This is a genomic window from Burkholderia sp. Ac-20365 (assembly GCF_017104715.1).
In the GTDB taxonomy this organism is placed as follows: Bacteria; Pseudomonadota; Gammaproteobacteria; order Burkholderiales; family Burkholderiaceae; genus Paraburkholderia.
Window position 1 is genome coordinate 1 of record NZ_JAAGPI010000015.1, and the last position, 23,271, is coordinate 23,271.

At 63.0% G+C, this 23,271-nt stretch carries 21 protein-coding genes and 1 pseudogene; 18 read left to right on the forward strand and 4 right to left on the reverse strand.

The genetic code is table 11. The features are described from left to right. Window positions 1-48 precede the first annotated feature (48 nt). The 7 genes and pseudogenes from G3O01_RS24480 to G3O01_RS24510 form a co-directional block, all read left to right on the forward strand. Window positions 49-822: pseudogene (locus G3O01_RS24480) on the forward strand (DNA polymerase III subunit gamma/tau C-terminal domain-containing protein); the annotation flags it as partial. A gap of 79 nt (window positions 823-901) precedes the next feature. Then, a complete protein-coding gene (locus G3O01_RS24485) occupies window positions 902-1,228 on the forward strand; it encodes a YbaB/EbfC family nucleoid-associated protein (RefSeq protein ID WP_007182071.1) in 327 nt (108 codons plus the stop codon). Between the two features lie 147 nt (window positions 1,229-1,375). After that, window positions 1,376-1,972, forward strand: a complete 597-nt coding sequence (gene recR, locus G3O01_RS24490) for a recombination mediator RecR (RefSeq protein ID WP_205808758.1) — start codon at window positions 1,376-1,378, stop codon at window positions 1,970-1,972. 81 nt (window positions 1,973-2,053) lie between these two features. Further along, window positions 2,054-3,289, forward strand: a complete 1,236-nt coding sequence (locus tag G3O01_RS24495) for a CaiB/BaiF CoA-transferase family protein (protein WP_205808759.1) — start codon at window positions 2,054-2,056, stop codon at window positions 3,287-3,289. Window positions 3,290-3,384: 95 nt separating this feature from the next. Next, entirely contained in the window at window positions 3,385-4,422 is a 1,038-nt protein-coding gene (locus G3O01_RS24500; RefSeq protein WP_205808770.1) for an ABC transporter substrate-binding protein, read from the forward strand. A gap of 70 nt (window positions 4,423-4,492) precedes the next feature. Continuing rightward, entirely contained in the window at window positions 4,493-5,317 is an 825-nt protein-coding gene (locus tag G3O01_RS24505; protein ID WP_205808772.1) for an ABC transporter ATP-binding protein, read from the forward strand. Window position 5,318: 1 nt separating this feature from the next. Beyond that, on the forward strand, window positions 5,319-6,143 hold the full coding sequence (locus tag G3O01_RS24510) for an ABC transporter permease (protein WP_205808774.1): 825 nt from the start codon (window positions 5,319-5,321) through the stop codon (window positions 6,141-6,143). An 84-nt stretch (window positions 6,144-6,227) separates the two neighbouring features. Here G3O01_RS24510 and G3O01_RS24515 read toward each other — a convergent pair whose 3' ends face one another. Continuing rightward, entirely contained in the window at window positions 6,228-7,202 is a 975-nt protein-coding gene (locus G3O01_RS24515; RefSeq protein ID WP_205808776.1) for an NADPH:quinone oxidoreductase family protein, read from the reverse strand. Between the two features lie 314 nt (window positions 7,203-7,516). On the opposite strand from G3O01_RS24515, the gene surE reads away from it, so the two are divergent. Genes surE through G3O01_RS24540 form a run of 5 tightly spaced genes read left to right on the forward strand, consistent with a single transcriptional unit; the run spans window position 7,517 to window position 12,207 of the window. Beyond that, window positions 7,517-8,275: a 5'/3'-nucleotidase SurE gene (surE, locus tag G3O01_RS24520; RefSeq protein WP_205808786.1), complete on the forward strand. Its 759-nt coding sequence runs from the start codon at window positions 7,517-7,519 to the stop codon at window positions 8,273-8,275. After that, window positions 8,272-9,363 carry a protein-L-isoaspartate(D-aspartate) O-methyltransferase gene (locus G3O01_RS24525; RefSeq protein ID WP_205808788.1) on the forward strand — a complete coding sequence of 364 codons (1,092 nt, stop codon included), beginning with the start codon at window positions 8,272-8,274 and terminating at the stop codon, window positions 9,361-9,363. Before surE ends, G3O01_RS24525 begins: the two co-directional genes overlap by 4 nt. A 5-nt stretch (window positions 9,364-9,368) precedes the next feature. Further along, window positions 9,369-10,313 carry a peptidoglycan DD-metalloendopeptidase family protein gene (locus G3O01_RS24530; RefSeq protein WP_205808790.1) on the forward strand — a complete coding sequence of 315 codons (945 nt, stop codon included), beginning with the start codon at window positions 9,369-9,371 and terminating at the stop codon, window positions 10,311-10,313. A gap of 16 nt (window positions 10,314-10,329) precedes the next feature. Continuing rightward, complete coding sequence (rpoS, locus tag G3O01_RS24535; protein ID WP_205808792.1) at window positions 10,330-11,424, forward strand: RNA polymerase sigma factor RpoS; 1,095 nt, start codon at window positions 10,330-10,332, stop codon at window positions 11,422-11,424. A gap of 6 nt (window positions 11,425-11,430) precedes the next feature. Then, on the forward strand, window positions 11,431-12,207 hold the full coding sequence (locus G3O01_RS24540; protein ID WP_205808794.1) for a 3'-5' exonuclease: 777 nt from the start codon (window positions 11,431-11,433) through the stop codon (window positions 12,205-12,207). 181 nt (window positions 12,208-12,388) lie between these two features. Here G3O01_RS24540 and G3O01_RS45590 read toward each other — a convergent pair whose 3' ends face one another. After that, a complete protein-coding gene (locus G3O01_RS45590; protein ID WP_277403053.1) occupies window positions 12,389-12,523 on the reverse strand; it encodes a hypothetical protein in 135 nt (44 codons plus the stop codon). A gap of 509 nt (window positions 12,524-13,032) precedes the next feature. Beyond that, a complete protein-coding gene (locus G3O01_RS24545; protein ID WP_205808802.1) occupies window positions 13,033-13,896 on the reverse strand; it encodes an endonuclease/exonuclease/phosphatase family protein in 864 nt (287 codons plus the stop codon). Between the two features lie 83 nt (window positions 13,897-13,979). Between G3O01_RS24545 and rlmD the strand changes: the two genes are divergently transcribed. After that, complete coding sequence (gene rlmD / locus G3O01_RS24550; RefSeq protein WP_205808813.1) at window positions 13,980-15,404, forward strand: 23S rRNA (uracil(1939)-C(5))-methyltransferase RlmD; 1,425 nt, start codon at window positions 13,980-13,982, stop codon at window positions 15,402-15,404. Between the two features lie 117 nt (window positions 15,405-15,521). Here the strand turns inward: rlmD and G3O01_RS24555 are convergent, their stop codons facing one another. Beyond that, window positions 15,522-16,379 carry an outer membrane protein assembly factor BamD gene (locus tag G3O01_RS24555; protein ID WP_205808815.1) on the reverse strand — a complete coding sequence of 286 codons (858 nt, stop codon included), beginning with the start codon at window positions 16,377-16,379 and terminating at the stop codon, window positions 15,522-15,524. A gap of 38 nt (window positions 16,380-16,417) precedes the next feature. Between G3O01_RS24555 and G3O01_RS24560 the strand changes: the two genes are divergently transcribed. The 5 genes from G3O01_RS24560 (at window position 16,418) to G3O01_RS24580 (ending at window position 23,260) form a co-directional block, all read left to right on the forward strand. Next, window positions 16,418-17,695, forward strand: a complete 1,278-nt coding sequence (locus G3O01_RS24560; protein WP_205808817.1) for an RluA family pseudouridine synthase — start codon at window positions 16,418-16,420, stop codon at window positions 17,693-17,695. After that, the gene (gene pgeF, locus G3O01_RS24565; RefSeq protein ID WP_205808819.1) at window positions 17,692-18,543 is read left to right on the forward strand and encodes a peptidoglycan editing factor PgeF; all 852 of its coding nucleotides are present in this window, start codon (window positions 17,692-17,694) and stop codon (window positions 18,541-18,543) included. The genes G3O01_RS24560 and pgeF overlap by 4 nt, the downstream gene beginning before the upstream one ends. 509 nt (window positions 18,544-19,052) lie before the next feature. Then, on the forward strand, window positions 19,053-20,954 hold the full coding sequence (phaC, locus tag G3O01_RS24570; RefSeq protein ID WP_205809201.1) for a class I poly(R)-hydroxyalkanoic acid synthase: 1,902 nt from the start codon (window positions 19,053-19,055) through the stop codon (window positions 20,952-20,954). Window positions 20,955-21,165: 211 nt separating this feature from the next. After that, window positions 21,166-22,347 (forward strand): acetyl-CoA C-acetyltransferase, encoded by a 1,182-nt coding sequence (locus G3O01_RS24575; RefSeq protein ID WP_205808821.1) that lies wholly within the window; start codon window positions 21,166-21,168, stop codon window positions 22,345-22,347. 172 nt (window positions 22,348-22,519) lie between these two features. Further along, window positions 22,520-23,260, forward strand: a complete 741-nt coding sequence (locus tag G3O01_RS24580) for a 3-ketoacyl-ACP reductase (RefSeq protein WP_109482765.1) — start codon at window positions 22,520-22,522, stop codon at window positions 23,258-23,260. Window positions 23,261-23,271 lie beyond the last annotated feature (11 nt).

Sequence of the window (23,271 nt, forward strand, 5' to 3'; positions counted from 1 at the left end):
TTTGTTTGTTGAACACACCAAGCCCCGAGACTTGACCACGCCACGGTACCCTCTTTCCCTACCCGACGCTCTTCCGATCTCGCCGTGGGCGTGCCGACGCCTGATCCAGCGCGCCGCGCTGCTGCGGCTGCACAACAGGAAACCGCCGCGCGCGCCCAGACGCCGCGTGCCGCACAGCCGCAAGGCGGCGCGTCGGTCCCGCCGTGGGAAGACATTCCGCCGGACGACTACATGCCGGCCTCATCGGACGATGCGTTCTACGTGTCTTCGGACGACAATTTCATTCCCGTCTTCGACAGCGGCCCGGACGACATGGTCGTCGGCCGTGGCAATGCGCAGGCCGCAGCGCCTGCGGCCGCGCCCGTCGTCGATATCCGCACGCTGCCGCCCGCCGTGCCGCTCGACGCGATCGGCTTCGACGGCGACTGGCCCGCGCTCGCCGTGACGCTGCCGTTGAAAGGCATCTCATACCAGCTCGCGTTCAACAGCGAGCTGATGGCGGTCGAAGGGAAGACGCTGAAACTGAACGTTGCCGTCCAGTTGTACGCCGAGCCCGCGCAGATCGCGAAACTCAAGGCCGCGCTCGCCGAGCGCATCGGCAGCGAAATTGACGTGCAGGTCGAAGTCGGTCCCGTGAAACGCACGGCCGCCGTGCTCGATTCGATCGACCGCGCCAGGCGCCAGCAGGAAGCCGAGCGCGAAATCGGCGCCGATCCGTTCGTGCAGTCGCTGATCCGCGAGTTCGGTGCGAGGATCGTGCCGGGCTCGGTGCGTCCGCTCACGCCGGGCGCCGAAGGCGGCCAGAGCGCAGCCGCCCACTGATTGTCCGCGCGCGCAGTCATCGCGCCTGTCGCGACTCCCGCGCGCCCAACCGAATCAACTATTACGAAGGAGCAAGTCCATGATGAAAGGCCAACTCGCCGGGCTGATGAAGCAAGCCCAGCAGATGCAAGAGAACATGAAGAAGATGCAGGAGCAACTCGCGCTGATCGAAGTCGAGGGGCAGTCGGGCGCTGGTCTCGTCAAGGTGACGATGACCTGCAAGAACGACGTGCGCCGCGTATCGATCGATCCGAGCCTGCTCGCCGACGACAAGGACATGCTCGAAGACCTCGTTGCCGCTGCCTTCAACGATGCCGTGCGCAAGGCAGAAGCCACCGCGCAGGAAAAGATGGGTGGCATGACGTCCGGCCTGCCGTTGCCGCCGGGCTTCAAGCTGCCGTTCTAAATCGCGCAGCGTGTCACGCGCGGCGCATGACAGCATGACCGCGCGTTCGCCGTTCATCGACGAATGGCGCGGCTTCTCGCGTCTGAACATCACGCGCCTGAACACACTCGCGATTCAACCCCTCACGATCGACGTCGCCGTACCAGCATGAAACAACCTTCCGCCTTGTCGGCGCTCGTCGAAGCGCTGCGCGCGCTGCCCGGCGTCGGTCCGAAGTCCGCGCAGCGCATGGCGTATCACCTGATGCAGCACGATCGGGACGGCGCCGAAAAACTCGGCCGCTCGCTGCTGTTCGCCACCGAGCATCTGCAGCACTGCGAGAAGTGCAACACCTTCACGGAAGCGCAGATCTGCGAAGTCTGCCTCGACACCGAGCGTGACCCGACCTTGCTGTGCGTGGTCGAAACGCCCGCCGACCAGATCATGCTCGAACAGACGATGACCTGGCACGGCCTGTATTTCGTGCTGATGGGGCGGCTCAGTCCGCTCGACGGCATCGGCCCGAAGGAAATCCACTTCGATCGCCTTGTGAAACGCGCCACCGACGGCGTCGTGAAGGAAGTGGTGCTCGCCACCAACTTCACGAACGAAGGCGAGGCGACCGCGCATTATCTTGGCCAGACGCTGAAGGCACGCGGCCTGTCCGTCACGCGGCTTGCGCGCGGCGTGCCCGTTGGCGGCGAACTCGAATACGTCGATGCCGGCACGATCGCGCGCGCGATGCTCGACCGGCGTTCGATGTAGCGCCACGCTGAAGCACCGAAGCGCACAAGAAAGCGCGACCGCACGACGCGCCCGGCCAGCACAAAGAAGATCAGGAGACACATGAGCGCATCCACTTCAACGCAAACGTCGACGGACAAACCCAAAGGCCCGCTCGCGGGCGTCAAGGTGCTCGAACTCGGCACACTGATCGCGGGCCCGTTCGCCGCGCGCTTTCTCGGCGAGTTCGGCGCGGACGTGATCAAGATCGAAGATCCGAAGGGCGGCGATCCGCTGCGCAAATGGCGCAAGCTCTATCCCGAAGTGGGCGGCACGTCGCTGTGGTGGGCCGTGCAGGCCCGCAATAAAAAGTCGGTGACGATCAACCTGAAGGCCGACGAAGGCAAGGAAATCGTCCGCAAGCTCGCGAAGGAAGCCGATATCGTCGTCGAGAATTTCCGGCCGGGGCTGCTCGAAAAGCTTGGCCTCGGTTACGACGTGCTGTCGGCGGAAAACCCCGGTCTCGTGATGGTGCGTCTGTCGGGCTACGGCCAGACCGGCCCGTATCGCGACCGTCCGGGCTTCGGCGCGATTGCGGAATCGATGGGCGGGCTGCGCCATATCACCGGTTATCCGGACTTGCCACCGCCGCGCATCGGCATTTCGATCGGCGATTCGATCGCGGCGCTGCACGGCGTGATCGGCGCGCTGATGGCGCTGCATCACCGCACAGCAAACGGCGGCAAAGGGCAGGTGGTCGATGTCGCGCTGTACGAAGCCGTGTTCAACATGATGGAAAGCGTGGTGCCCGAATACGGCGTGTACGGCATGGTGCGCGAGCGCACGGGTGCGTCGCTGCCGGGCATCGTGCCGTCGAATACCTATCCGTGCCGCGACGGCAGCATCGTGATCGGCGGCAACAGCGATCCGATTTTCAAGCGGCTGATGATCGCGATCGACCGCGAAGACCTCGCGAACGATCCAGCGCTCACGCATAACGACGGCCGCGTGCCGCGCACGCAGGAAATCGACGGCGCAATCGCCGCGTGGCTCGCTACACGCACGATCGACGAAGCGCTCGACGTGCTGAACGCCGCCGACGTGCCCGTCGGCCGCATCTACAGCGTCGCCGACATGTTCACCGATCCGCAATACGTCGCGCGCCAGATGATCCAGACCTTCAAGTGGCAGGACGGCCGCGATATCGCGCTGCCGAACGTGACGCCGAAGCTCTCGGAAACGCCCGGCGAGACGCGCTGGCTCGGCCCGGAACTGGGTGAACATACCGATGAAGTTCTGCAAACGCTGGGTTATGATGCGGACCACATTGCAAGGTTGCACGCGCAACAGATCGTGTAGCCGGCCATCGGGTCAACGCGGCGTTAGCGCGTGAAGACGGGCAGACAGACGGGCATAACCCGGCCCGCAACAGAACAAAAAACGGAGACAGGACCATGCAACGAAGAAGCTTCCTCGCAGGCAGCGCCGCGCTTGCAGGCGCGTCCATCGTCGGCTCGCCGCTCGCGTTCGGGCAAAGCAAGCTGGAGACGTCGAAAGTGGCAATTGCCGTCGGTGGCAAGAACCTCTTTTACTATCTGCCGCTCACCATCGCCGAGCGCCGCAATTTCTTCAAGGACGAAGGGCTCGAAGTCGAAATTTCCGACTTCGCGGGCGGCTCGCAGGCGTTGAAGGCGGCTGTCGGCGGCAGCGCGGACGTCGTGTCGGGCGCGTTCGAACATACGCTGCTGCTGCAGGCGAAGAACCAGTATTTCCGCGAGTTCGTGCTGCAAGGACGCGCGCCGCAGATCGTGCTGGCCGTGTCGAAGAAGACGATGGCGAACTACAAGACGATCGCCGATCTGAAAGGCAAGAAAATTGGCGTGACGGCGCCGGGTTCGTCGACGTCGATCATGGCGAGTTTCGTGCTGGCCAAAGCCGGACTGACGGCGAAGGATGTGTCGTTCATTGGCGTGGGCGCCGGTGCGGGTGCGATCGCCGCGCTGCAGTCCGGCCAGATCGACGCGCTCGCCAATCTCGACCCGGTGATGACGAAGCTCGAACGCTCGGGCGAGATTCGCGTCGTGTCGGATACGCGCACGCTCAGCGATACGCGCACGGTCTTCGGCGGCAATATGCCGGCTGGCTGTCTGTACGCGTCGCAAACCTTCATCAGCAAGAATCCCAACACGACGCAGGCGCTGACCAACGCGATGGTGCGCGCGCTCAAGTGGCTGCAGACGGCGACGGGCGCGGAGTTGATCAACACGGTGCCCGAGTCGTACCTGCTCGGCGACCGCGCTTTGTATCTGGACGCGTGGCAGCACGTCAAGGAGGCGATGTCGCCCGATGGCCTGATGCCCGCCGACGGTCCCGCGACCTCGCTCAAGACGCTGCAGGCATTCGACGAAACGGTGAAGGGCAAGCCGATCGATCTGTCGAAAACCTGGACGAACGACTTCGTGAAGAAGGCGCTCGCGACGGTGAAGGCCTGAAGCGGCCTGAAGCGCCCTGAATCACCAGACAGCCTAACTGCGAACAGAATCAGAACAAGCGAGCCGAACGATGACCGTTGCCGCCCTGGCACTCGAAAACATCACCTGCACGTTTGCCTCGCGCGAGAAGCGCGGGCAACGCTACACCGCTGTCAAGGACACGACGTTGCGCATCGCGCCGGGCGAGTTCGTCTCGGTGGTCGGGCCGACGGGCTGCGGCAAGTCCACGCTGCTGAATGTCGGCGCGGGGCTGCTGGAGCCGTCGTCGGGGTCGGTCACGGTGTTCGGAGAAAAGCTATCCGGCATCAACAAACGCGCAGGCTACATGTTCCAGGCGGACGCGCTGATGCCGTGGCGCTCGGCGCTCGACAACGTGCTCGCGGGCCTGCAATTTCACGACGTGCCGCGTGACGAAGCCCACGCACGCGCCGACGAATGGTTGAAGCGCGTGGGCCTCGGCGGCTTCGGGGACCGTTATCCGCATCAGTTGTCGGGTGGCATGCGAAAGCGGGTCGCGATGGCGCAGACGCTGATTCTCGACCCCGACATCATCCTGATGGACGAGCCGTTTTCCGCGCTCGATATCCAGACGCGCCAGCTGATGGAAAACGAGCTGCTCGATCTGTGGGCGGCGAAGCGCAAAGCCGTGCTGTTCATTACGCACGATCTGGACGAGGCGATCGCGATGTCGGACCGTGTCGTCGTGCTGTCGGCGGGGCCGGGCACGCATCCCATCGGCGAATTCACGATCGATTTGCCGCGTCCGCGCGATGTCGCCGAAGTGCGCTCGCATCCGCGCTTCGTCGAGCTGCATGCGCAGATCTGGAGCGTGCTGCGCGATGAAGTGCTCAAAGGCTATCAGCAGCAACTGACCGTCGCGCAGGAGGGCAACTGACATGTGGAAAGCATTGCGCCCGAATCGCTCGAATCTCGTGATCTGGCAATGGCTGCTGCTCGTATTGTGCTTCGTGCTCTGGTACGTGCTGACGAGCCCGACGCTGCTGCCCGCGTTCTATTTCGACGACGCCAACAAGGCCGCGTTCTTCTTCGGCGAGCCGCAGAAAGTGCTGGTGCGGATCTGGGAGTGGTTCGCGTCTGGTGAAATCTATCTGCATCTGTGGATCACGCTGATCGAGACGGTCCTTGCGTTCGCGCTCGGCACGGTGCTGGGGCTCGGTGTCGGTTTGTGGCTCGCGCTGTCGCCGTTGGCCAGCGCACTGTTCGATCCGTACATCAAGGCCGCCAACTCCATGCCGCGCGTGATTCTCGCGCCGATCTTCGGTGTGTGGTTCGGGCTTGGCATCTGGTCGAAGGTCGCGCTCGGCGTGACGCTCGTGTTCTTTATCGTCTTCTTCAACGTCTATCAGGGCGTGAAGGAAGTGAGCCCCGTCGTGCTCGCGAACGCGCGCATGCTCGGCGCGAACCGCAAGCAGTTACTGCGCGCCGTCTATCTGCCGAGCGCGATGAGCTGGGTGTTTTCGAGCCTGCATACGTCGGTGGGGCTGGCATTCGTCGGTTCGGTGGTCGGCGAGTATCTCGGCTCGGCGCGCGGCGTCGGCTATCTGATCCTGCAGGCGGAAGGCACCTTCGATATCAACACCGTGTTTGCCGGCATTCTCGTGCTGACGGCTTTCGCGCTGATACTCGATGCCATCGTCGGCATGCTGGAGAAGCGCCTGATGAAATGGCAGCCGAAGAGCGGCGAGACGGAAAAAGTCTGATCGTCCGATGTTCCGATATGAAAACGGCGCGTGACCCGAAAGGTCCACGCGCCGTTTTCATTGGAAGTCGCGCGCACGCAACGCTTACGGCGTGATCACGATCTTGCCGAGCACGCGCCGCTGTGCCATGTCGTTGAGCGCGCGCGCCGTGTCTTCGAGCGGATAGCGCGCCGACACGAGCGGCTTGAGCTTGCCGGCGCGAATCCAGCCGAGCATTTCCTGAAAAGCGGCAGCATTGCGCTGCGGCTCGCGCCGCGCGAAATCGCCCCAGAACACGCCGACGATGCTCGCGCCTTTCAGTAGCGCGAGATTGAGCGGCAGCTTCGGAATTTCTCCGTTCGCAAAACCGACGACGAGATAACGGCCGCGCCAGCCGATGCTGCGAAACGCGGGCTCCGCATAACTGCCGCCGACGGGATCGTAAATGACATCGGGACCGTTGCCGTCCGTCAGCGCCTTGACGCGCTCGCGCAGGTCTTCCGTCGCGTAGTTGATGGTTGCGTGCGCACCGTGCGCGACGCAGGTGGCGAGCTTTTCGTCGCTCGATGCGGCCGCGATCACGCGCGCGCCGAGCGCCTTGCCGATTTCGACGGCAGCGAGACCAACGCCGCCTGCCGCGCCGAGCACGAGCATCGTTTCGCCCGCTTTCAATGCCGCGCGGTCGACGACGGCGTGATGCGATGTGCCGTACGCGAGCGTGAACACGGCAGCCGTTTCGAGATCGGCGTCGTCGGGCAGCGGCACGCAGGCGCTGGCGTCGGCGACAGCCTGCTCGGCGAAACCGCCTTGCTGCGTGTACGCGACCACGCGCATGCCAGGCCGCAAATGAGTGACGCCATCGCCGACCGCGCGGACGATGCCCGCGACTTCGGCGCCGGGCGTGAAGGGCAGGGGCGGCTTGAACTGGTATTTGTTCTGGATGATCAGCACGTCGGGGAAGTTGACGCTCGCCGCTTTCACGTCGATCACGATCTGGCCGGCTTGCGGCACGAGATCGGGCAATTCCTCGATGCTCAGGGTTTCAGGCGGGCCATACTGGGTGCAGCGGATTGCGCGCATCGTGTCTCCCATCGGTCAGTGTGCGGTGCGGGTCTGGCAAATTCATGCACGATTCATAAGCGTGCTTGCGGCGGCGTGGCTGTTTCGTGCACATCGCCATGCACGTGTCGCATGAAGGCAGCGAGCGAATCAATACACCGAAGCCAGCACACATCATCGTGATGAATCCATGCAGCGAAGCAGTGTAAAACAACCACGAACGACCGTGCGCTTTCATTGCACCGGATGGCACGCGCCGCGATGCGTGAAAGCATAAGCATGCATGAGGCCTGTGTGTCGTTCGCGTGCCTTGTTTCCTCGGTTACAATCGCCGCATGCGAATCCTACTCAGCAATGACGACGGTTATCTGGCGCCAGGCCTTGCTGCGCTTTACGAAGCGCTCAAGCCGTTCGCCGATGTCACCGTGATGGCTCCCGAACAGAATTGCAGCGGCGCGTCCAATTCGCTGACGCTTTCGCGTCCGCTGTCGGTGCTGCGCTCGGCGAACGGTTTCTACTACGTGAACGGCACGCCGACCGACTCCGTGCATATCGCATTGACGGGCATGCTCGATCACATTCCCGATCTGGTCGTGTCCGGTATCAACAACGGCCAGAACATGGGCGAGGACACGTTGTATTCCGGCACCGTTGCCGCGGCGACGGAAGGCATCATGTTCAACGTGCCGGCCATTGCGTTTTCGCTCGTCGACAAGGACTGGGTGCATCTCGAGGACGCGACGCGCGTTGCCGCGGAAATCGTCAAGCACTATCTCGAGCAGCCGTTGCCCGGCCATCCGTTGCTGAACGTCAACATTCCGAACCTGCCTTACGCGCAGTTGCGCGACTGGCGCATCACGCGTCTCGGCAAGCGGCATCCGTCGCAGCCGGTGATCCGCCAGACCAACCCGCGCGGCGAACCGATCTACTGGATCGGGCCGTCGGGTTCCGCGCGCGACGCGAGCGAAGGCACCGATTTCCACGCAGTGGCGAACGGCTTCGTGTCGATCACGCCGCTGCAACTCGACCTGACCGATACGGCCATGCTGCCCGCGGCGCGCGACTGGCTACGCGCCGGGAGCGGCACTTCATGACCGGCGAGCGCGCAAAGCGCTTTCCGCTTGGACTCGAAGACCTGGTGCGCGAGCCGCGCCGGGCCGACGCGCGTGCAAACGACGCCCGCGGCGCGAAAGCGGCCAAGCCGTCCGCGCCTAAACCCGCGTTGAAGACGGCGGCCGCCAAGCCGGCCGTGCCGAATGCGAACGCACAGTCGGGCCGCGCCCGCACCGGCGCGAGCAGCACGGTCAATGCACGGACGACGGCTGGCTCGAAAAGCACGGCAAGTCCGTTCAATTCGAACGCGAAGCCTGCGTCGTCCACACGCGCGTCTGCCGTTACAAAAAGCCCGTCCGTAATCGTCAATACGAAAAGCGCAACCACGATCCGCAACGACGGCGCGCGTAACCAGTTGCCGCGTCCCGTGACGGCGTCGTTCGAACGCACGGGCGCGCCTAACGTGGCGCTGACGAGCGCGAACACGCTGAACTCAGAACGCGTGCGCGAGCGCATGGTCGAAAGGCTGCGGGCAAACGGCATTACGGACCCGCGCGTGCTCGACGCGATGTCGATGGTGCCGCGTCACATGTTCGTGGACCCGGGCCTCGCCACGCAGGCTTACGAAGATGCGGCGCTGCCGATCGGCCATCACCAGACCATCTCGAAGCCTTCCGTGGTCGCGCGGATGATCGAACTGGCCGCGCAGGGCCGCACGCTCGGCAATGTGCTGGAGATCGGCACGGGCTGCGGCTATCAGGCCGCGGTGCTAAGCCAGGTCGCGCGCGACGTGTATTCGATTGAACGCATCAAACCGCTTTACGAACGCGCCAAGACGAACCTGCGTCCGCTGCGCATTCCGAACATCCGTCTGCATTACGGCGACGGACGCATCGGTTTGCCCGCGGCTGCGCCGTTCGACGCCATCGTGATCGCGGCGGCCGGGCTCGATGTGCCGCAGGCGCTGCTCGAGCAGCTTGCCATTGGCGCGCGGCTCGTGGCGCCCGTCGGATCGCAGGACGGACAGTCGCAGGTTCTTACGCTCGTCGAGCGCACGGGGCCCGCGCAATGGCGCGAATCGCGGCTTGATCGCGTTTTCTTTGTCCCCTTAAAATCCGGAGTGATTTGAACCCGATGAGTATGTTTCGCGCGATGCAAAGAACCAGCCTGAATGTCCCGTTGTCCGTCGCTCAGCGCAGCGTTTGCGTGGCCATGCTGTCCGTCCTGGCCGCATGTGCGACGCGGCTCGATCAGGCGCCTGTCGTCGATCGCTCCGGCACCCTTGGCACCGTCTCGCAGACGGGAGCCGCATCCGCCGCGCAGCCGGCCGTGCCGCTCGGCCCGCCGCCTCCGGGCTACTACCGAGTGAAGCCGGGCGACACGTTGTATAGGATCGCGCTCGAAAACGGTCAAAACTATCGCGACATCGCTTCGTGGAACAACCTGACGAACCCGAATCAGATCGAAGTCGACCAGTTGCTGCGCGTGGCGCCGCCGGGCGCAAACGGTGCGCCGCTCGTGGCTGGCGCGCCGGGTGTGGCGACGGCGCCGATCGGCGGTGGCGCGGTGCAGAGTGCGCCGATTGCGGGCGTGCAACCCGCACCGTCGGCGGGCCCGGCCAACCAGCCGCCCATTTACGGTGCGGCGCCGGGCGCATCGGCTGCACCCGCTGTCACGCCGCCCGCCGCAAGCGACGCGACGGCGGCGAACGGCAACGTGACGTTTGCGTGGCCCGTGCGCGGACCATTGTTGAACGGCTTTGACGATTCGAAGAACAAAGGCGTGAACATCGGCGGCTCGGCAGGTGAGCCGGTAAAGGCTTCCGCTGATGGTCGCGTGGTTTATGCAGGAAATGGGCTGCGCGGTTACGGCAATCTCATTATCATCAAACATGACGCCACGTATCTCACAGCGTATGCACATAACCGTGCTTTGATGGTAAAAGAGGGTGACGCGGTGACCAAAGGTCAGAAGATCGCCGAAATGGGCAACAGTGATTCGGACCGCGTGATGTTGCATTTCGAAGTTCGCCGGCAGGGTAAGCCTGTCGATCCAATGAAGTATTTGCCGCCGCAATAAGCCAAGCGATACGACCATGCCGAAATCGAAGCGCCGCCCGTCGCAAGCAGAGACTGAGTCCGTGAGCCGTGCCACGCCCGTTTCGGTGGACGACGCTGGCGCTTCGGAGGTCGAAGACGAGACCGTCGACGACCTCGACAACGGCAACGACGCCGAGGACCGGTCGTCGGGTTCCGACGACGAGTCCGATTCGCGTGAAAGCGCAAACGATTCCGCGCCGGACGCCGACGATTTCCGTGCGCTTTTGCAGGCCGAACTCACGGCTGACACGATTCAGCACTACCTGAACCGGATCAGCGTGAAGCCGCTGCTCACCGTCGAGGAAGAGCAGCGTTACTCGCGTCTCGCGAAGGCGGGCGAGTTCGAAGCGCGTCAGGTGATGATCGAGCGCAATCTGCGGCTCGTGGTCAGCATCGCGAAGGGCTATCTGAATCGCGGCGTGCCGCTGCTCGATCTGATCGAAGAGGGCAACCTCGGCCTGATGCATGCCATCGAAAAGTTCGATCCGACGCGCGGCTTCCGTTTCTCGACGTATGCCACGTGGTGGATCCGCCAGAGCATCGAGCGCGCGATCATGAATCAGGCGCGCACGGTGCGGCTGCCGGTGCACGTGATCCGCGAGTTGAACCAGGTGCTGCGCGCCAAGCGCCACCTCGAAAAAAACTCGATGAATTCGGGCGAAGCGGCCGAGCGCCGCGACGCGAGTATCGACGACATTGCGTATCTGACGGGCAAGACCACGGACGAAGTGACCGACATCCTCGCGCTGAACGAGCATACGGCCTCGCTCGACGCGCCGCTCGATCTCGACCCGGCGAGCAGCCTGCTCGATCTGCTGTCCGACGATCAGAGCCAGTCGCCCGATGCCGAGGTACAGCACCGCGAGCTGGAGACGTTGACGCGCGCGTGGCTGGCACGGCTGTCGGATAAGCATCGGCATGTGATCGAGCGCCGCTTTGGCCTGAATCACATCGAACCGGCCACGCTCGAAGAACTCGCCGACGAAATGGGCCTCACGCGTGAGCGTGTGCGCCAGATCCAGCAAGAGGCGCTGGTGCGACTGAAGCGCTTCTTTGCATCCAATGGCGTACGCAAGGACGCCGTTCTCTAGAAACTGATGACACCCATTCTGGTATTCGACATCGAGACGATTCCCGATGTCGCCGGCATTCGCCGGCTTGAAAGTCTTCCCGCAACGATGTCTGACGAAGAAGTGGCCGAGCACGCGTTTGCGGCGCGGCGCGAGAAGACCGGCAGCGATTTTCTGCCGCATCATTTGCAGCGCGTGGCTGCCATCTCCTGTGTGTTCCGAGACAACAACGGTTTTCGCGTGCGTTCGCTCGGCACGCCTGCCGATGGCGAGGCTTCGCTCGTGCAGTCGTTTTATCGAACGATCGAGAAATATACGCCGCAGTTAGTGTCGTGGAATGGCGGCGGGTTCGATCTGCCCGTGTTGCACTACCGGGCGCTTGTGAATGGGATTCGCGCGAAACAGTATTGGGATCTCGGCGAGGACGATCGCGAGTTCAAGTGGAACAACTACATCAGCCGGTATCACTCGCGGCATACCGATCTGATGGACGTGCTCGCCATGTATCAGGCGAGGGCGAATGCGCCGCTCGATGCGCTTGCCAAATTGTGCGGGTTTCCCGGCAAGCTTGGGATGGATGGCGGGCAGGTGTGGCATGCCTTCCAGGCCGGGCGGATCGATGAGATTCGTAATTACTGTGAGACGGATGTCGTTAATACTTATCTGCTGTATTGCCGGTTTCAGTTGATGCGTGGAGGGTTTTCTCCGGAGGAGTACGCGGATGAGATTGCGTTTGTGAAGAACTCCCTGGCGCAGGAGCCGGCGACGCACTGGGCTGAGTATCTGGCTGCGTTTGAGAATTGATGGTTTTTTTGGGGTTTGCCTGGGGTTTTGCTGGCATTCGCGTTTTGTTTTCGGTTCTTCGGGCGTTGCCTCTTTGTTGCTTTTGGTTTGTCTTGCGACGCTGGGGTGGTTTGCTTGTGTTGTCGCTGGCATCCGCGTTATGACTTACTGATTCACGCGTCGCCCCTGTGCGGGGCAGCACCTACTTTTCTTTGCCGCGGCAAAGAAAAGTAGGCAAAAGAAAGCCGCTGAACACCGCCAGTTCTTTGTTCTTGCCCACGGGCCCCAACAGCCCCGTCCTGTCCGCGACAGCATTTTTCTCGATGCCCGCTGCCAACGCTCTTATCGAGCGCCTCACCCGCTTCACAATCCCGCGTCGCCACACGCGCGATCAAATTTCCCACGTTCCATAGCGGCAAACTGTGTGTAGGCTGTCGCGGCGTACACGCATCACTCCAGACTGAAAAGCACGATCGGTGTCGTAGGTTCGCTGACGTGTGAGGCACTACGACCTACACACAGTTTGCCACCTGGGCGGCCGTAACCATTCGCTGCCGCTCGCTGCGCTACGGGTAATTGAAGTGGGTGAGGCGCGTATGCAAGGCGTTGGCAACGGGCCGCAAATGGCAGGTTTCCGTGTGAAGTGGAGGAACCGTTGAGGGCCCTCAGGCGGTGGTCAAGAATTGGCGGTGTTAGCCCGCTTTCTTTGCTTACTTTCTTTGCGGCGGCAAAGAAAGTAAGTGCCGCCCCGCACAGGGGCAACGCTTGAAGCAGGCAAGACAAAACGCGGATGCCAGCGCGAACACAAGCAAACCAACACAAAAGCGTCGCAAAGACAAAAAAACGTCAATCAATCTCAACAACAACAGGCTGATGATCCGAAGCCCTGGTCACACCATCGATCTCGCAACTCCGTAAACGAGACCGTAAATCCTCGGTAACGAATACAAAATCACACGTCAACGGCCCATCGGCCCACTGCACCTTGTCATAAACACCTGCCGTCATGGGCGGCGTCCGCCCCGGATGCAGCGCCGTCCAGGCATCGATAAACGAAGGACTTCCGCTGAGCGGCTCAAGCATCCGCCGATACGCATCACTCCCATACGCACTATTGAAATCGCCGCACACAATGGCACTAACCGGCCGTCCGGTATCAGCAAAAGGTCCGATCGCATTCTCGGCAGGCGCCGGATTCGCCGCATGCGCAGCGGCCTCCTGCTGCAACTGCCGCAGCCGCTCGACCTGCGCAATCCGCTGCCGCCCAGAATAAAACTCCAGATGCGTGACGATCGCCCGCACCGGTCCGCCCGGCGCGCGTAGCACGGCCTCGAGCGCGACACGCTGCATCGACGGCGAATCGGGATCGGCCGGCCAGGGTAGCGAATGACGGATCACGCGTTCGACGGGAAGGCGCGTCGCGAGCGCATTGCCGAACTGCCGGCGCGGCGCGGCAGGCGCATCGAGTTTCAAGGCGGGCAGATCTGCGCCGATTGCCTCCAGTACGGTGAAACCGGGTAGGGCATCGGCGAGTTCGGCGAACTGGTCGTCGCCGGGATGGCCAGGCAACACCGAGAAGCCGCGCGTGACTTCCTGCATGCACAACACGTCGAAATCGGCGAGGCGCCGCGCTTCGTCGATCGTGCGCGACAGGTTCACGTCGCCGTGCGCACTGCGTCCCCACTGGACATTCCAGCTGATCAGTCGCATCGTCAAATCTCCGTCGGTGTGTGTCGTTCGTCTACAATCTCGTGTTTGGTCCCACTTTTACACAGTCTGTCAGGAAGTCGCAGGTGTCCGAAACTGTCCCCCACATTGGTAAAACGCGCTCGTCAAGAAAGAGCCGGAAGGCGCGCGAAGACGCTGCCGCTGGCCCGTTCGCGGCGCCCGAACTCGATATCGACTCGCTCGACATGGAAGCGCGCGGCGTCGGCCGCACCGTCACGGAAGACGGCTCGCCCGGCAAGGTCATCTTTGTCGAAGGCGCGCTGCCCGGCGAACGCGTCACCTATTCGAGCTACCGCAAGAAGCCGAGCTTCGAACAGGCGCAGGTCGTCGATATCCTCAAAGAGAGCGTGATACGTACCCGTCCGCAGTGCAAGTTTTTTGGCATCTGCGGCGGTTGTTCGATGCAGCATCTCGATGTGCGCGCGCAGGTGGCCGTCAAGGGCCGCGTGCTCGAAGACAATCTGATGCATCTGTCGAAGCTGCGCCCGGAAACCGTGTTCCGGCCGATTCACGGCCCGTCGTGGGGCTATCGCTATCGCGCGCGCCTCACCGTGCGGCATGTGGCGAAGAAGGGCGGCGTGCTGGTCGGCTTCCACGAAAAAAAGAGCAGCTACGTCGCCGACATGACCAGCTGCGAAGTGCTGCCGCCGCACGTGTCCGACATGCTGGTGCCGCTGCGCCACATGGTGGAAGCGCTTTCGATTCGCGACCGCATGCCGCAGATCGAGCTGGCCGTCGGCTCGTCGGTGACGGCGCTGGTGCTGCGCATCCTCGAGCCGCTCAACGCTGCCGATGAACAGTTGCTGCGTGATTTCGCCGATCAGCACAACGTCCAGTTCTGGCTGCAGCCGAAGGGCCCGGATACCGTGTATCCGTTCTATCCGCTCGACCGCCAGCTCGACTACACGCTGCCGGAGTTCGGCATCCGCATGCCGTTCCGTCCGACCGACTTCACGCAGGTCAATCACCAGATCAACCGCGTGCTGGTCGGCCGCGCGCTGCGCCTGCTCGCGCCCGCAAAGACCGACCGCGTGCTCGACCTGTTCTGCGGTATCGGCAACTTCACGCTGCCGCTCGCGCGGATTTCGCGCGAAGTGGTCGGCATCGAAGGTAGCGAGGTGCTGACCTCGCGCGCGCTCGACAACGCGAAGGAAAACGGCGTCGACGGTCATACGTCGTTTGCGTCGCGTAATCTGTTCGAAGTCACCGCCGACGACATCCGCGCGCTCGGTCACTTCGACAAGTACCTGATCGATCCGCCGCGCGAAGGGGCGCTGGCCGTATCGAAGGCGCTGGCGGACATCGCGCAGAGCGGCGAAGGGCCGTTGCCGAAGCGGATCGTCTATGTGTCGTGCAACCCGGCGACCCTCGCGCGCGACGCGGGCCTGCTGGTGCACGAGGCGGGCTACCGGCTCAAGGGCGCAGGTGTGGTGAACATGTTCCCGCACACGTCGCATGTGGAGTCGATTGCGCTGTTCGAGCGCGACTAGGCCGCTGCTGAGCCGTCCGCATCACGCGGACGGACGCCACAAACAAAAACGCCACGGTACGTACCGTGGCGTTTTTTATATCAGGCGCTGTCTAGCCGTTCACGCATCTGCGGCAGCTCAGAACTGCCACCACGACTTTTCCTTGCCCGGACGCGCATGACCCGTGATGTACGGGCTATCCGGGAAGGTGCCGGCCAGAATGCGCTTCGTGTCTTCCGCGAGTTGCGGCTGATCGAGCTTCTGATACGACAGCATCATGATGTGCAGCGCGTCTTCGATCGCCGGCGCGTTCTTGTATTCCTTGATCGCAAGCTGCGCGCGGTTGATGGCGGCCACATAGGCGCCGCGGCGATAGTAGTAGTCGGCCGCGTGCACTTCGTGCGACGCCAGCGCGTTCACGATATAGCGCATGCGCTGCGCCGCGTCCGGCGCGTACTTGCTCTGCGGATACTTGTCGACCACGACCTTGAACGCGTCATACGACTCGCGCAGCGACTTCGGGTCGCGCTCGCTCATATCCTGGCCCGAGAACCGGCCGAACAGGCCGAGATCGTCGTTGAAGTGGATCATGCCCTTCAGGTAGTACGCGTAAGGGATGTCCGGGTGATCGGGGTGAAGCTGGATGAAGCGGTTGACGGCCTGGTCGGCGGCGTCCGTTTCGCTGTCCTTCCAGTTGCAGTACGCGACGTTGATCTGCGCCTGCTGCGCGAAGTGGCCGAACGGATCGCGGCCTTCGAGCGCTTCGAAGTATTTCGCGCACTTGCCGAAGTCCCCGCCGCTCAAGGCGTCCTGCGCCTCCGTATATAATTTATTGTTGGTCCACGTGGCCGTCTCGTCGGTCTTCTCAGGCAGACCGTGACAGGCTGCCACCAGCGTAACGGCTGCCACGGAAGCGCCATAAAGGGCTGCTTTCCTGGCCAGCTTTTGGGCCACCGTCTTTCGAACAGTTTGAGTAATGATGTTCAAGGCTCGCATTTTCCAGTCTAGCTTTACGTCCAGGTGACCCAGTCTCGATGACCCGTTCTAATAGTCCGCGCCCCGGTCAGGGCGCGCGGAAGAGCAACAAAGATTATAGCCCAAGCGCCGACCCCGCCGACGCATCTGCAGGTGACCCGGCCCCGGAAACCGTCAACGACGATCTCGTCGACGACACCTCGGCTGCGCCATCGTCATCTGCCGCTGAGCCAGTCCAGGCGCGGCGCGCGGACGAAACCCCGCGGGTCGTCACGGTGCCGCCCGAGCTCGCCGGCGACCGTCTCGACAAGGTTCTTGCCAAAGTCTTTCCGGAGTTTTCACGCAGCCGGCTGCAGAGCTGGATCGAGGCGCAGCGCGTGCGAGTCGATGGGCAGCCGGCGAAGATCCGTCAGCCCGTGCCGCTTGGCGCGTCGATCGAACTCGTGCCCGATCTGCTGCCCGAGCAGCTCGCGTTCACGCCGGAACCCGTGCCGCTCGATATCGTCTATGAAGACGATACGCTCGTGGTGATCAACAAGCCGGCGGGCCTCGTCGTGCATCCCGCCGCGGGCAACTGGAGCGGCACGGTGCTCAACGGCCTGCTGCATCGCTATGGCGAAGCGGCTGCGGGTCTGCCGCGCGCGGGCATCGTGCATCGGCTGGACAAGGAAACGTCGGGGCTGATGGTTGTCGCGCGTACGCTCGAAGCGCAAACGGATCTCGTGCGCCAGCTTCAGGCGCGCACCGTGAAGCGCCGCTATCTCGCGCTCGTCTGGGGCAACATGCCGGAAGAAGGCACGATCGACGCGCCGATCGGCCGCGATCCGCGCGAGCGCACCCGCATGGCCGTGGTGAAGGGCGCGTCGGGCAAGCCGTCACGCACGCACTTCCGGCGGATCGATTCGACGATCTGGGAGCGACAGCCCGTGTCGGCGATCCACTGCGATCTGGAAACGGGGCGCACGCATCAGATTCGCGTGCATTGTGCACATATCGGTCATCCGCTGCTGGGCGATCCGGTGTATGGGCGCGCGCGTGGCAAGCGCTCCGTGGCGCCGCTGCCGGGCGGCTTCGCGCGCCAGGCGCTGCATGCATGGCGGCTCGCGCTGGTTCACCCGCAGACTGGGCGCACGATGCAATGGCGCGCCGACTTGCCTGAGGACATCGCTGAACTGTCCGAAGCACTGGGTCTTGGCCGCGAGCACGAAGACGCGTACGACGAAGACTACGACGAATACGATGACTTCGACGATAACGAAGCCGCGCTCGAATCCGGCTACGACGAAGAAGACGATATCGATGACGACGCATCCTATGACGAGGACGATCGCGCATGACGCTGCCTGCATTGAGCCCTGAGCTGAGCCTCAACGATGTGCTGCGCCCCGAGTGGTCCGTGTCGCCGCGCGTGCACGCGCTCGTTACGACGCGCAACGGCGGCGTGAGCCTGCCGCCGTTCGGCACATGGCGCGATGGCGTCGATGGGCCGGGTGGGCTGAATCTCGGCAGGAAGTCGGGCGACGAGCCCGAGCATGTCGAGGCCAACCGCGCACGGCTGATGAAGCTGACGGCGCACGACGAAGCCGCCTGGCTCTCGCAGGTTCATGGCGCAACCGTCGTCAATGCCGACGATGTACTGGCCGCTGCGCGACGTGGCGAGCCGCTCTTGCCAGCCGACGCTAGCGTGACCGACCGGACGGGCACGGTATGCGTGGTGATGATCGCCGATTGCATGCCCGTTCTGCTGTGCGACCCGCAAGGCCGGGCCGTGGGTGCCGCGCATGCGGGCTGGCGAGGCCTGGCATCGGGTGTCGTCGAAAACACGGCGCAGCGTGTTGCGTCGCTCGCGGGCACTGACATGTCAGTGTTGCATGCCTATCTGGGCCCGTGCATCGGTCCGCAGGCATTCGAGGTCGGACCAGACGTGCGTGACGCCTTCATGAAGGGTGTCGGCGGCGCACAACGCGATGAGGTCGCCAGCGCCTTTGTCGAGCATCCGCAGAACGCCGGCAAGTACCTCGCGGATCTGGCTCAACTCGCGCGTTTGCGTCTTGCGCAGATCGGCGTGACGAACGTGGTTGGCGGCGATCATTGCACGTTCACCGAACGCGAGCGTTTTTACTCATATCGGCGTGATCGGGAGACGGGCCGGATGGCCGCGCTGATCTGGCTCGAAGACCACTGACCCAGGCCCGTAAGTGCCGCTGCGCAAAGGCAATTTGCTGCGCGTGACATGATCTCAAATGGACTCTTAAGCGGTCTTATGTTGCACTGCATAAACATAAGAAGACCTACGCGGTTGCGCAGTGCATAAGCTTTCCACGCCTTGTGCAATGACCCAGACGAGCCCGTTATAGCGGGCTCGTTTTGCATTGCACAGCACGATCGTACTTCCGTCGATGAACGCATTTGATATACATCGGGAAAACGATGATGAAAAAATTATCGCACTGCGGCAAAATCGGGAACAAGCATTGACATGCCTTGCGATGGGGCGCAAGAATGTTCTCCACTGGGCAAGGGCGTAACGCGGTCGCGATCCACTCGCGCCTCCCGCGCGAGTACCTGCCTCTCAACCCGTCCGCGAGGACTTTTCGGTTAAAAGCAGGCATGGCGGCATCTCAAACTTCCTCGACTTCTTCTCGCACGGACACCTCATCGGACCGCACGCAGCAGCAAGCGAATGCGGCAGGGGTGCAACAATGGTTCGATGCCTGGATGAACGCATGGCGTTCGCTAGGCGCACCGGCTGCAGCAAGCGGCAATCCTTTTAGTGTTCCGCCCATGCCCGACTTCGCGAAAGCGGCGACGGCGCAGGCCGGCTCGCTGCCGTTTGCGAATCCCTTCTTCGAACAACTGGCCAAACAGTTTGCGCAAACGCAAGCTCAACCCAATGGTCAGTCTGAAGGGCAGCCGTTCAACGCATTCTTCGGGCAAGCCTTCAATCCTCAGTTTGCGCAACAGTTCACGCAGCAGCTCGCCGGGCTAAAGATGCCGAGCGCATCGATTCCGTCGACCCGCCTTCAGCAGTTGCAGTCCGACTATTCGCGCGAAGCGATGCAGTTGCTGCAACAGGCAACGCAGGCAGCGTCGGGCATCGAACTCAAGGACCGGCGCTTCAGTTCGGATGCGTGGAAGACGACGCCCGTCTACACGTACACGGCTGCGTGGTATTTGCTGAACGCGCGTTATCTGCAGGAACTGGTCGATGCCATCGAAACCGACCAGAAGACCCGCGAACGCATCCGCTTCGCCGTGCAGCAATGGACGGCGGCCGCCTCGCCGAGCAACTTCTTCGCGCTGAATCCCGAAGCGCAAAAGACGCTGCTCGAAAGCAATGGCGAGAGCCTGCGCCAAGGCGTGATGAATCTGCTCGCCGACATGCAGCGCGGCAAGATCTCGCAGACGGACGAATCGCGTTTCGGCGTCGGCAAGAATCTCGCGATGACGGAAGGCTCCGTCGTGTTCGAAAACCCGTTGATGCAGCTGATCCAGTACAAGCCGCGCACGGCCACCGTGCACGAGCGGCCGCTGCTGATCGTGCCGCCTTGCATCAACAAGTACTACATCCTCGATCTTCAGCCGGAGAACTCGCTGGTTGCGCACGCGCTCGAGTCAGGTCACCAGGTGTTCCTGATTTCGTGGCGTAGCGCGGATCAGTCGATCGCCGACAAGTCGTGGGACGACTATATCGGCGACGGCGTGCTGGCCGCGATCGAAACGACGCGCAAGATCAGCGGGCGCGAGCAGATCAATACGCTGGGCTTCTGTATCGGCGGCACGCTGCTCGCAACGGCGCTGTCCGTAGCCGCGGCGCGCGGCGAGCATCCTGCGGCGTCGATGACGCTGCTCACGGCCATGCTCGACTTCGGCGACACGGGCGTGCTCGACATCTTCGTCGACGAAGCCCATGTGCAGATGCGCGAGCAGACCATCGGCGGCAAGAACGGCACGCCGCCTGGCCTGATGCGCGGCCTCGAGTTCGCCAACACGTTCTCGTTCCTGCGTCCGAACGATCTCGTGTGGAACTACGTCGTCGACAACTACCTGAAGGGCCGCACGCCGATGCCGTTCGATCTGCTGTACTGGAACAGCGATTCGACGAGCCTGCCCGGTCCGATGTACTGCTGGTATCTGCGCAACACGTACCTCGAGAACAAGCTGCGCGAACCGGGCGCGTTGACTACGTGCGGCGAGAAGGTGGACCTGTCGCGTATCGACGTGCCGACGTTCATTTACGGTTCGCGCGAAGATCACATCGTGCCGTGGGAAACGGCCTATGCGTCGGTGCCGTTGCTGACGGGCCCGCGCAAGTTCGTGCTCGGCGCGTCGGGCCATATTGCCGGCGTGATCAATCCGCCGGCGAAGAAGAAACGCAGTTACTGGTCGGTGGCGGGCGAAGACAAGACGCTGCCAGAAACGCCCGACGAATGGCTCGAGAGCGCAACGGAAACGCCCGGCAGCTGGTGGCCCGAATGGACGAGCTGGCTCGACCAGTTCGGCGGCAAGAAGGTGAAGCCGGCTGCACAGGCCGGCTCGGCGGAATTCCCGGTGATCGAGCCGGCGCCTGGCCGCTACGTGCAGGAACGCGAATAGTTAGCCAATGAGCGGAAAGTGATCGTTCGGGAGCCGAAACATTGGCGAGCGGTTGCCGTCGAAGGGCAATGAGCGACCGCCGTCCACCGCATAACGAGTGATGACGGATGGAGTGAGACAGACGCTGTACCGCATTAACGCTGACTTGACCGGATTAACAACTTGACGGGCTACTGTGGAGCATGTCGCCGCAGCCCCAAAGGAAACGCAAATGACTGACGTAGTGATCGTATCGGCAGCCCGTACGGCTGTCGGCAAATTCGGTGGGTCGCTGGCCAAGATTGCTGCACCTGAGCTGGGCGCTACGGTGATCCGCGCCGTGCTGGAACGTTCGGGCGTGAAGCCCGAGCAGGTGAGCGAAGTCATCATGGGTCAGGTGCTGGCGGCAGGCTCGGGCCAGAACCCGGCACGCCAGTCGCTGATCAAGGCAGGCCTGCCGATGGCCGTGCCCGGCATGACCATCAACAAGGTGTGCGGCTCGGGCCTGAAGGCCGTGATGCTGGCTGCCAACGCGATCATCGCGGGCGACGCCGACATCGTCATCGCGGGTGGCCAGGAAAACATGAGCGCCGCGCCGCACGTGCTGCCGGGCTCGCGCGACGGCTTCCGCATGGGCGATGCCAAGCTGATCGACACGATGATCGTCGACGGCCTGTGGGACGTGTACAACCAGTACCACATGGGCGTGACGGCTGAGAACGTCGCGAAGGAATACGGCATCACGCGCGAAGACCAGGACAAGTTCGCCGCGCTTTCGCAGAATAAGGCGGAAGCCGCACAGAAGGCCGGTCGCTTCGATGATGAAATCGTGCCGATCCAGATTCCGCAACGCAAGGGCGATCCGCTGTCGTTTGCCACCGATGAATTCGTGCGCCACGGTGTCACGGCTGAATCGCTGGCGGGTCTGAAGCCGGCCTTCTCGAAGGAAGGCACGGTGACGGCGGCCAACGCTTCCGGTCTGAACGACGGTGCGGCGGCCGTGGTCGTGATGTCGGCGAAGAAGGCTGAAGCGCTCGGTCTCACGCCGCTCGCGCGCATCAAGGCGTATGCAAATGCGGGCGTCGATCCGAAGGTGATGGGAATGGGCCCGGTGCCGGCATCGCGCCGGTGTCTGGAGCGCGCCGGCTGGAGCGTGAACGATCTCGACCTGATGGAAATCAACGAGGCGTTCGCCGCGCAGGCGCTGGCCGTGCACAAGCAGATGGGCTGGGATCAGTCGAAGATCAACGTGAACGGCGGCGCGATCGCAATCGGCCACCCGATCGGCGCATCCGGCTGCCGTATTCTCGTGACGCTGCTGCACGAAATGCAGAAGCGCGACGCGAAGAAGGGTCTGGCGTCGCTGTGTATCGGCGGCGGCATGGGCGTGGCGCTCGCGCTCGAGCGTCCGTAAGCGGGCGTTTCACAAGGAGGCCGCCACGCGAGCGGGCGTCGCCGAGGGCGACGTTTCGCGTGGCGCGGTTCGATGCTTTTCGCACGGTGGATCGCGCGCCAGGCGCATCGGACATTGGAAGGCGAAGCACGAGGCGGCTGGCGTCTCGTAAAACGATAATGGAGTGTGTTTTATGTCACAACGAATTGCGTACGTAACGGGCGGCATGGGTGGCATCGGCACGAGCATTTGCCAGCGTCTTCTCAAGGATGGCTTCAAGGTGATCGCGGGCTGCGGCCCGAATTCGCCGCGCCGCGTGAAGTGGCTCGAAGACCAGAAAGCGCTGGGCTTCGACTTCGTGGCGTCGGAAGGCAACGTGGGCGACTGGGAGTCGACCAAGGCCGCGTTCGACAAGGTCAAGGCCGAGTGCGGCGAGATCGACGTGCTGGTCAACAATGCGGGCATCACGCGCGACGTCGTGTTCCGCAAGATGACGCACGAAGACTGGACGGCCGTGATCGACACGAACCTGACCAGCCTTTTCAACGTGACGAAGCAGGTGATCGACGGGATGGTCGAGCGTGGCTGGGGCCGCGTGATCAATATTTCGTCGGTGAACGGCCAGAAAGGCCAGTTCGGTCAAACGAACTATTCGACCGCGAAGGCGGGGATCCACGGTTTCACGATGGCGCTCGCGCAGGAAGTGGCCACCAAAGGCGTGACGGTCAATACCGTGTCGCCGGGCTACATCGGCACGGACATGGTGAAATCGATCCGCGCCGACGTGCTGGAAAAGATCGTCGCGACGATTCCGGTGCGCCGTCTCGGCACGCCGGATGAAATCGGGTCGATCGTTGCATGGCTGGCGTCGGATGAGTCGGGCTTCTCGACGGGGGCTGACTTCTCGCTGAACGGCGGCCTGCATATGGGCTGATCCGTGGACGT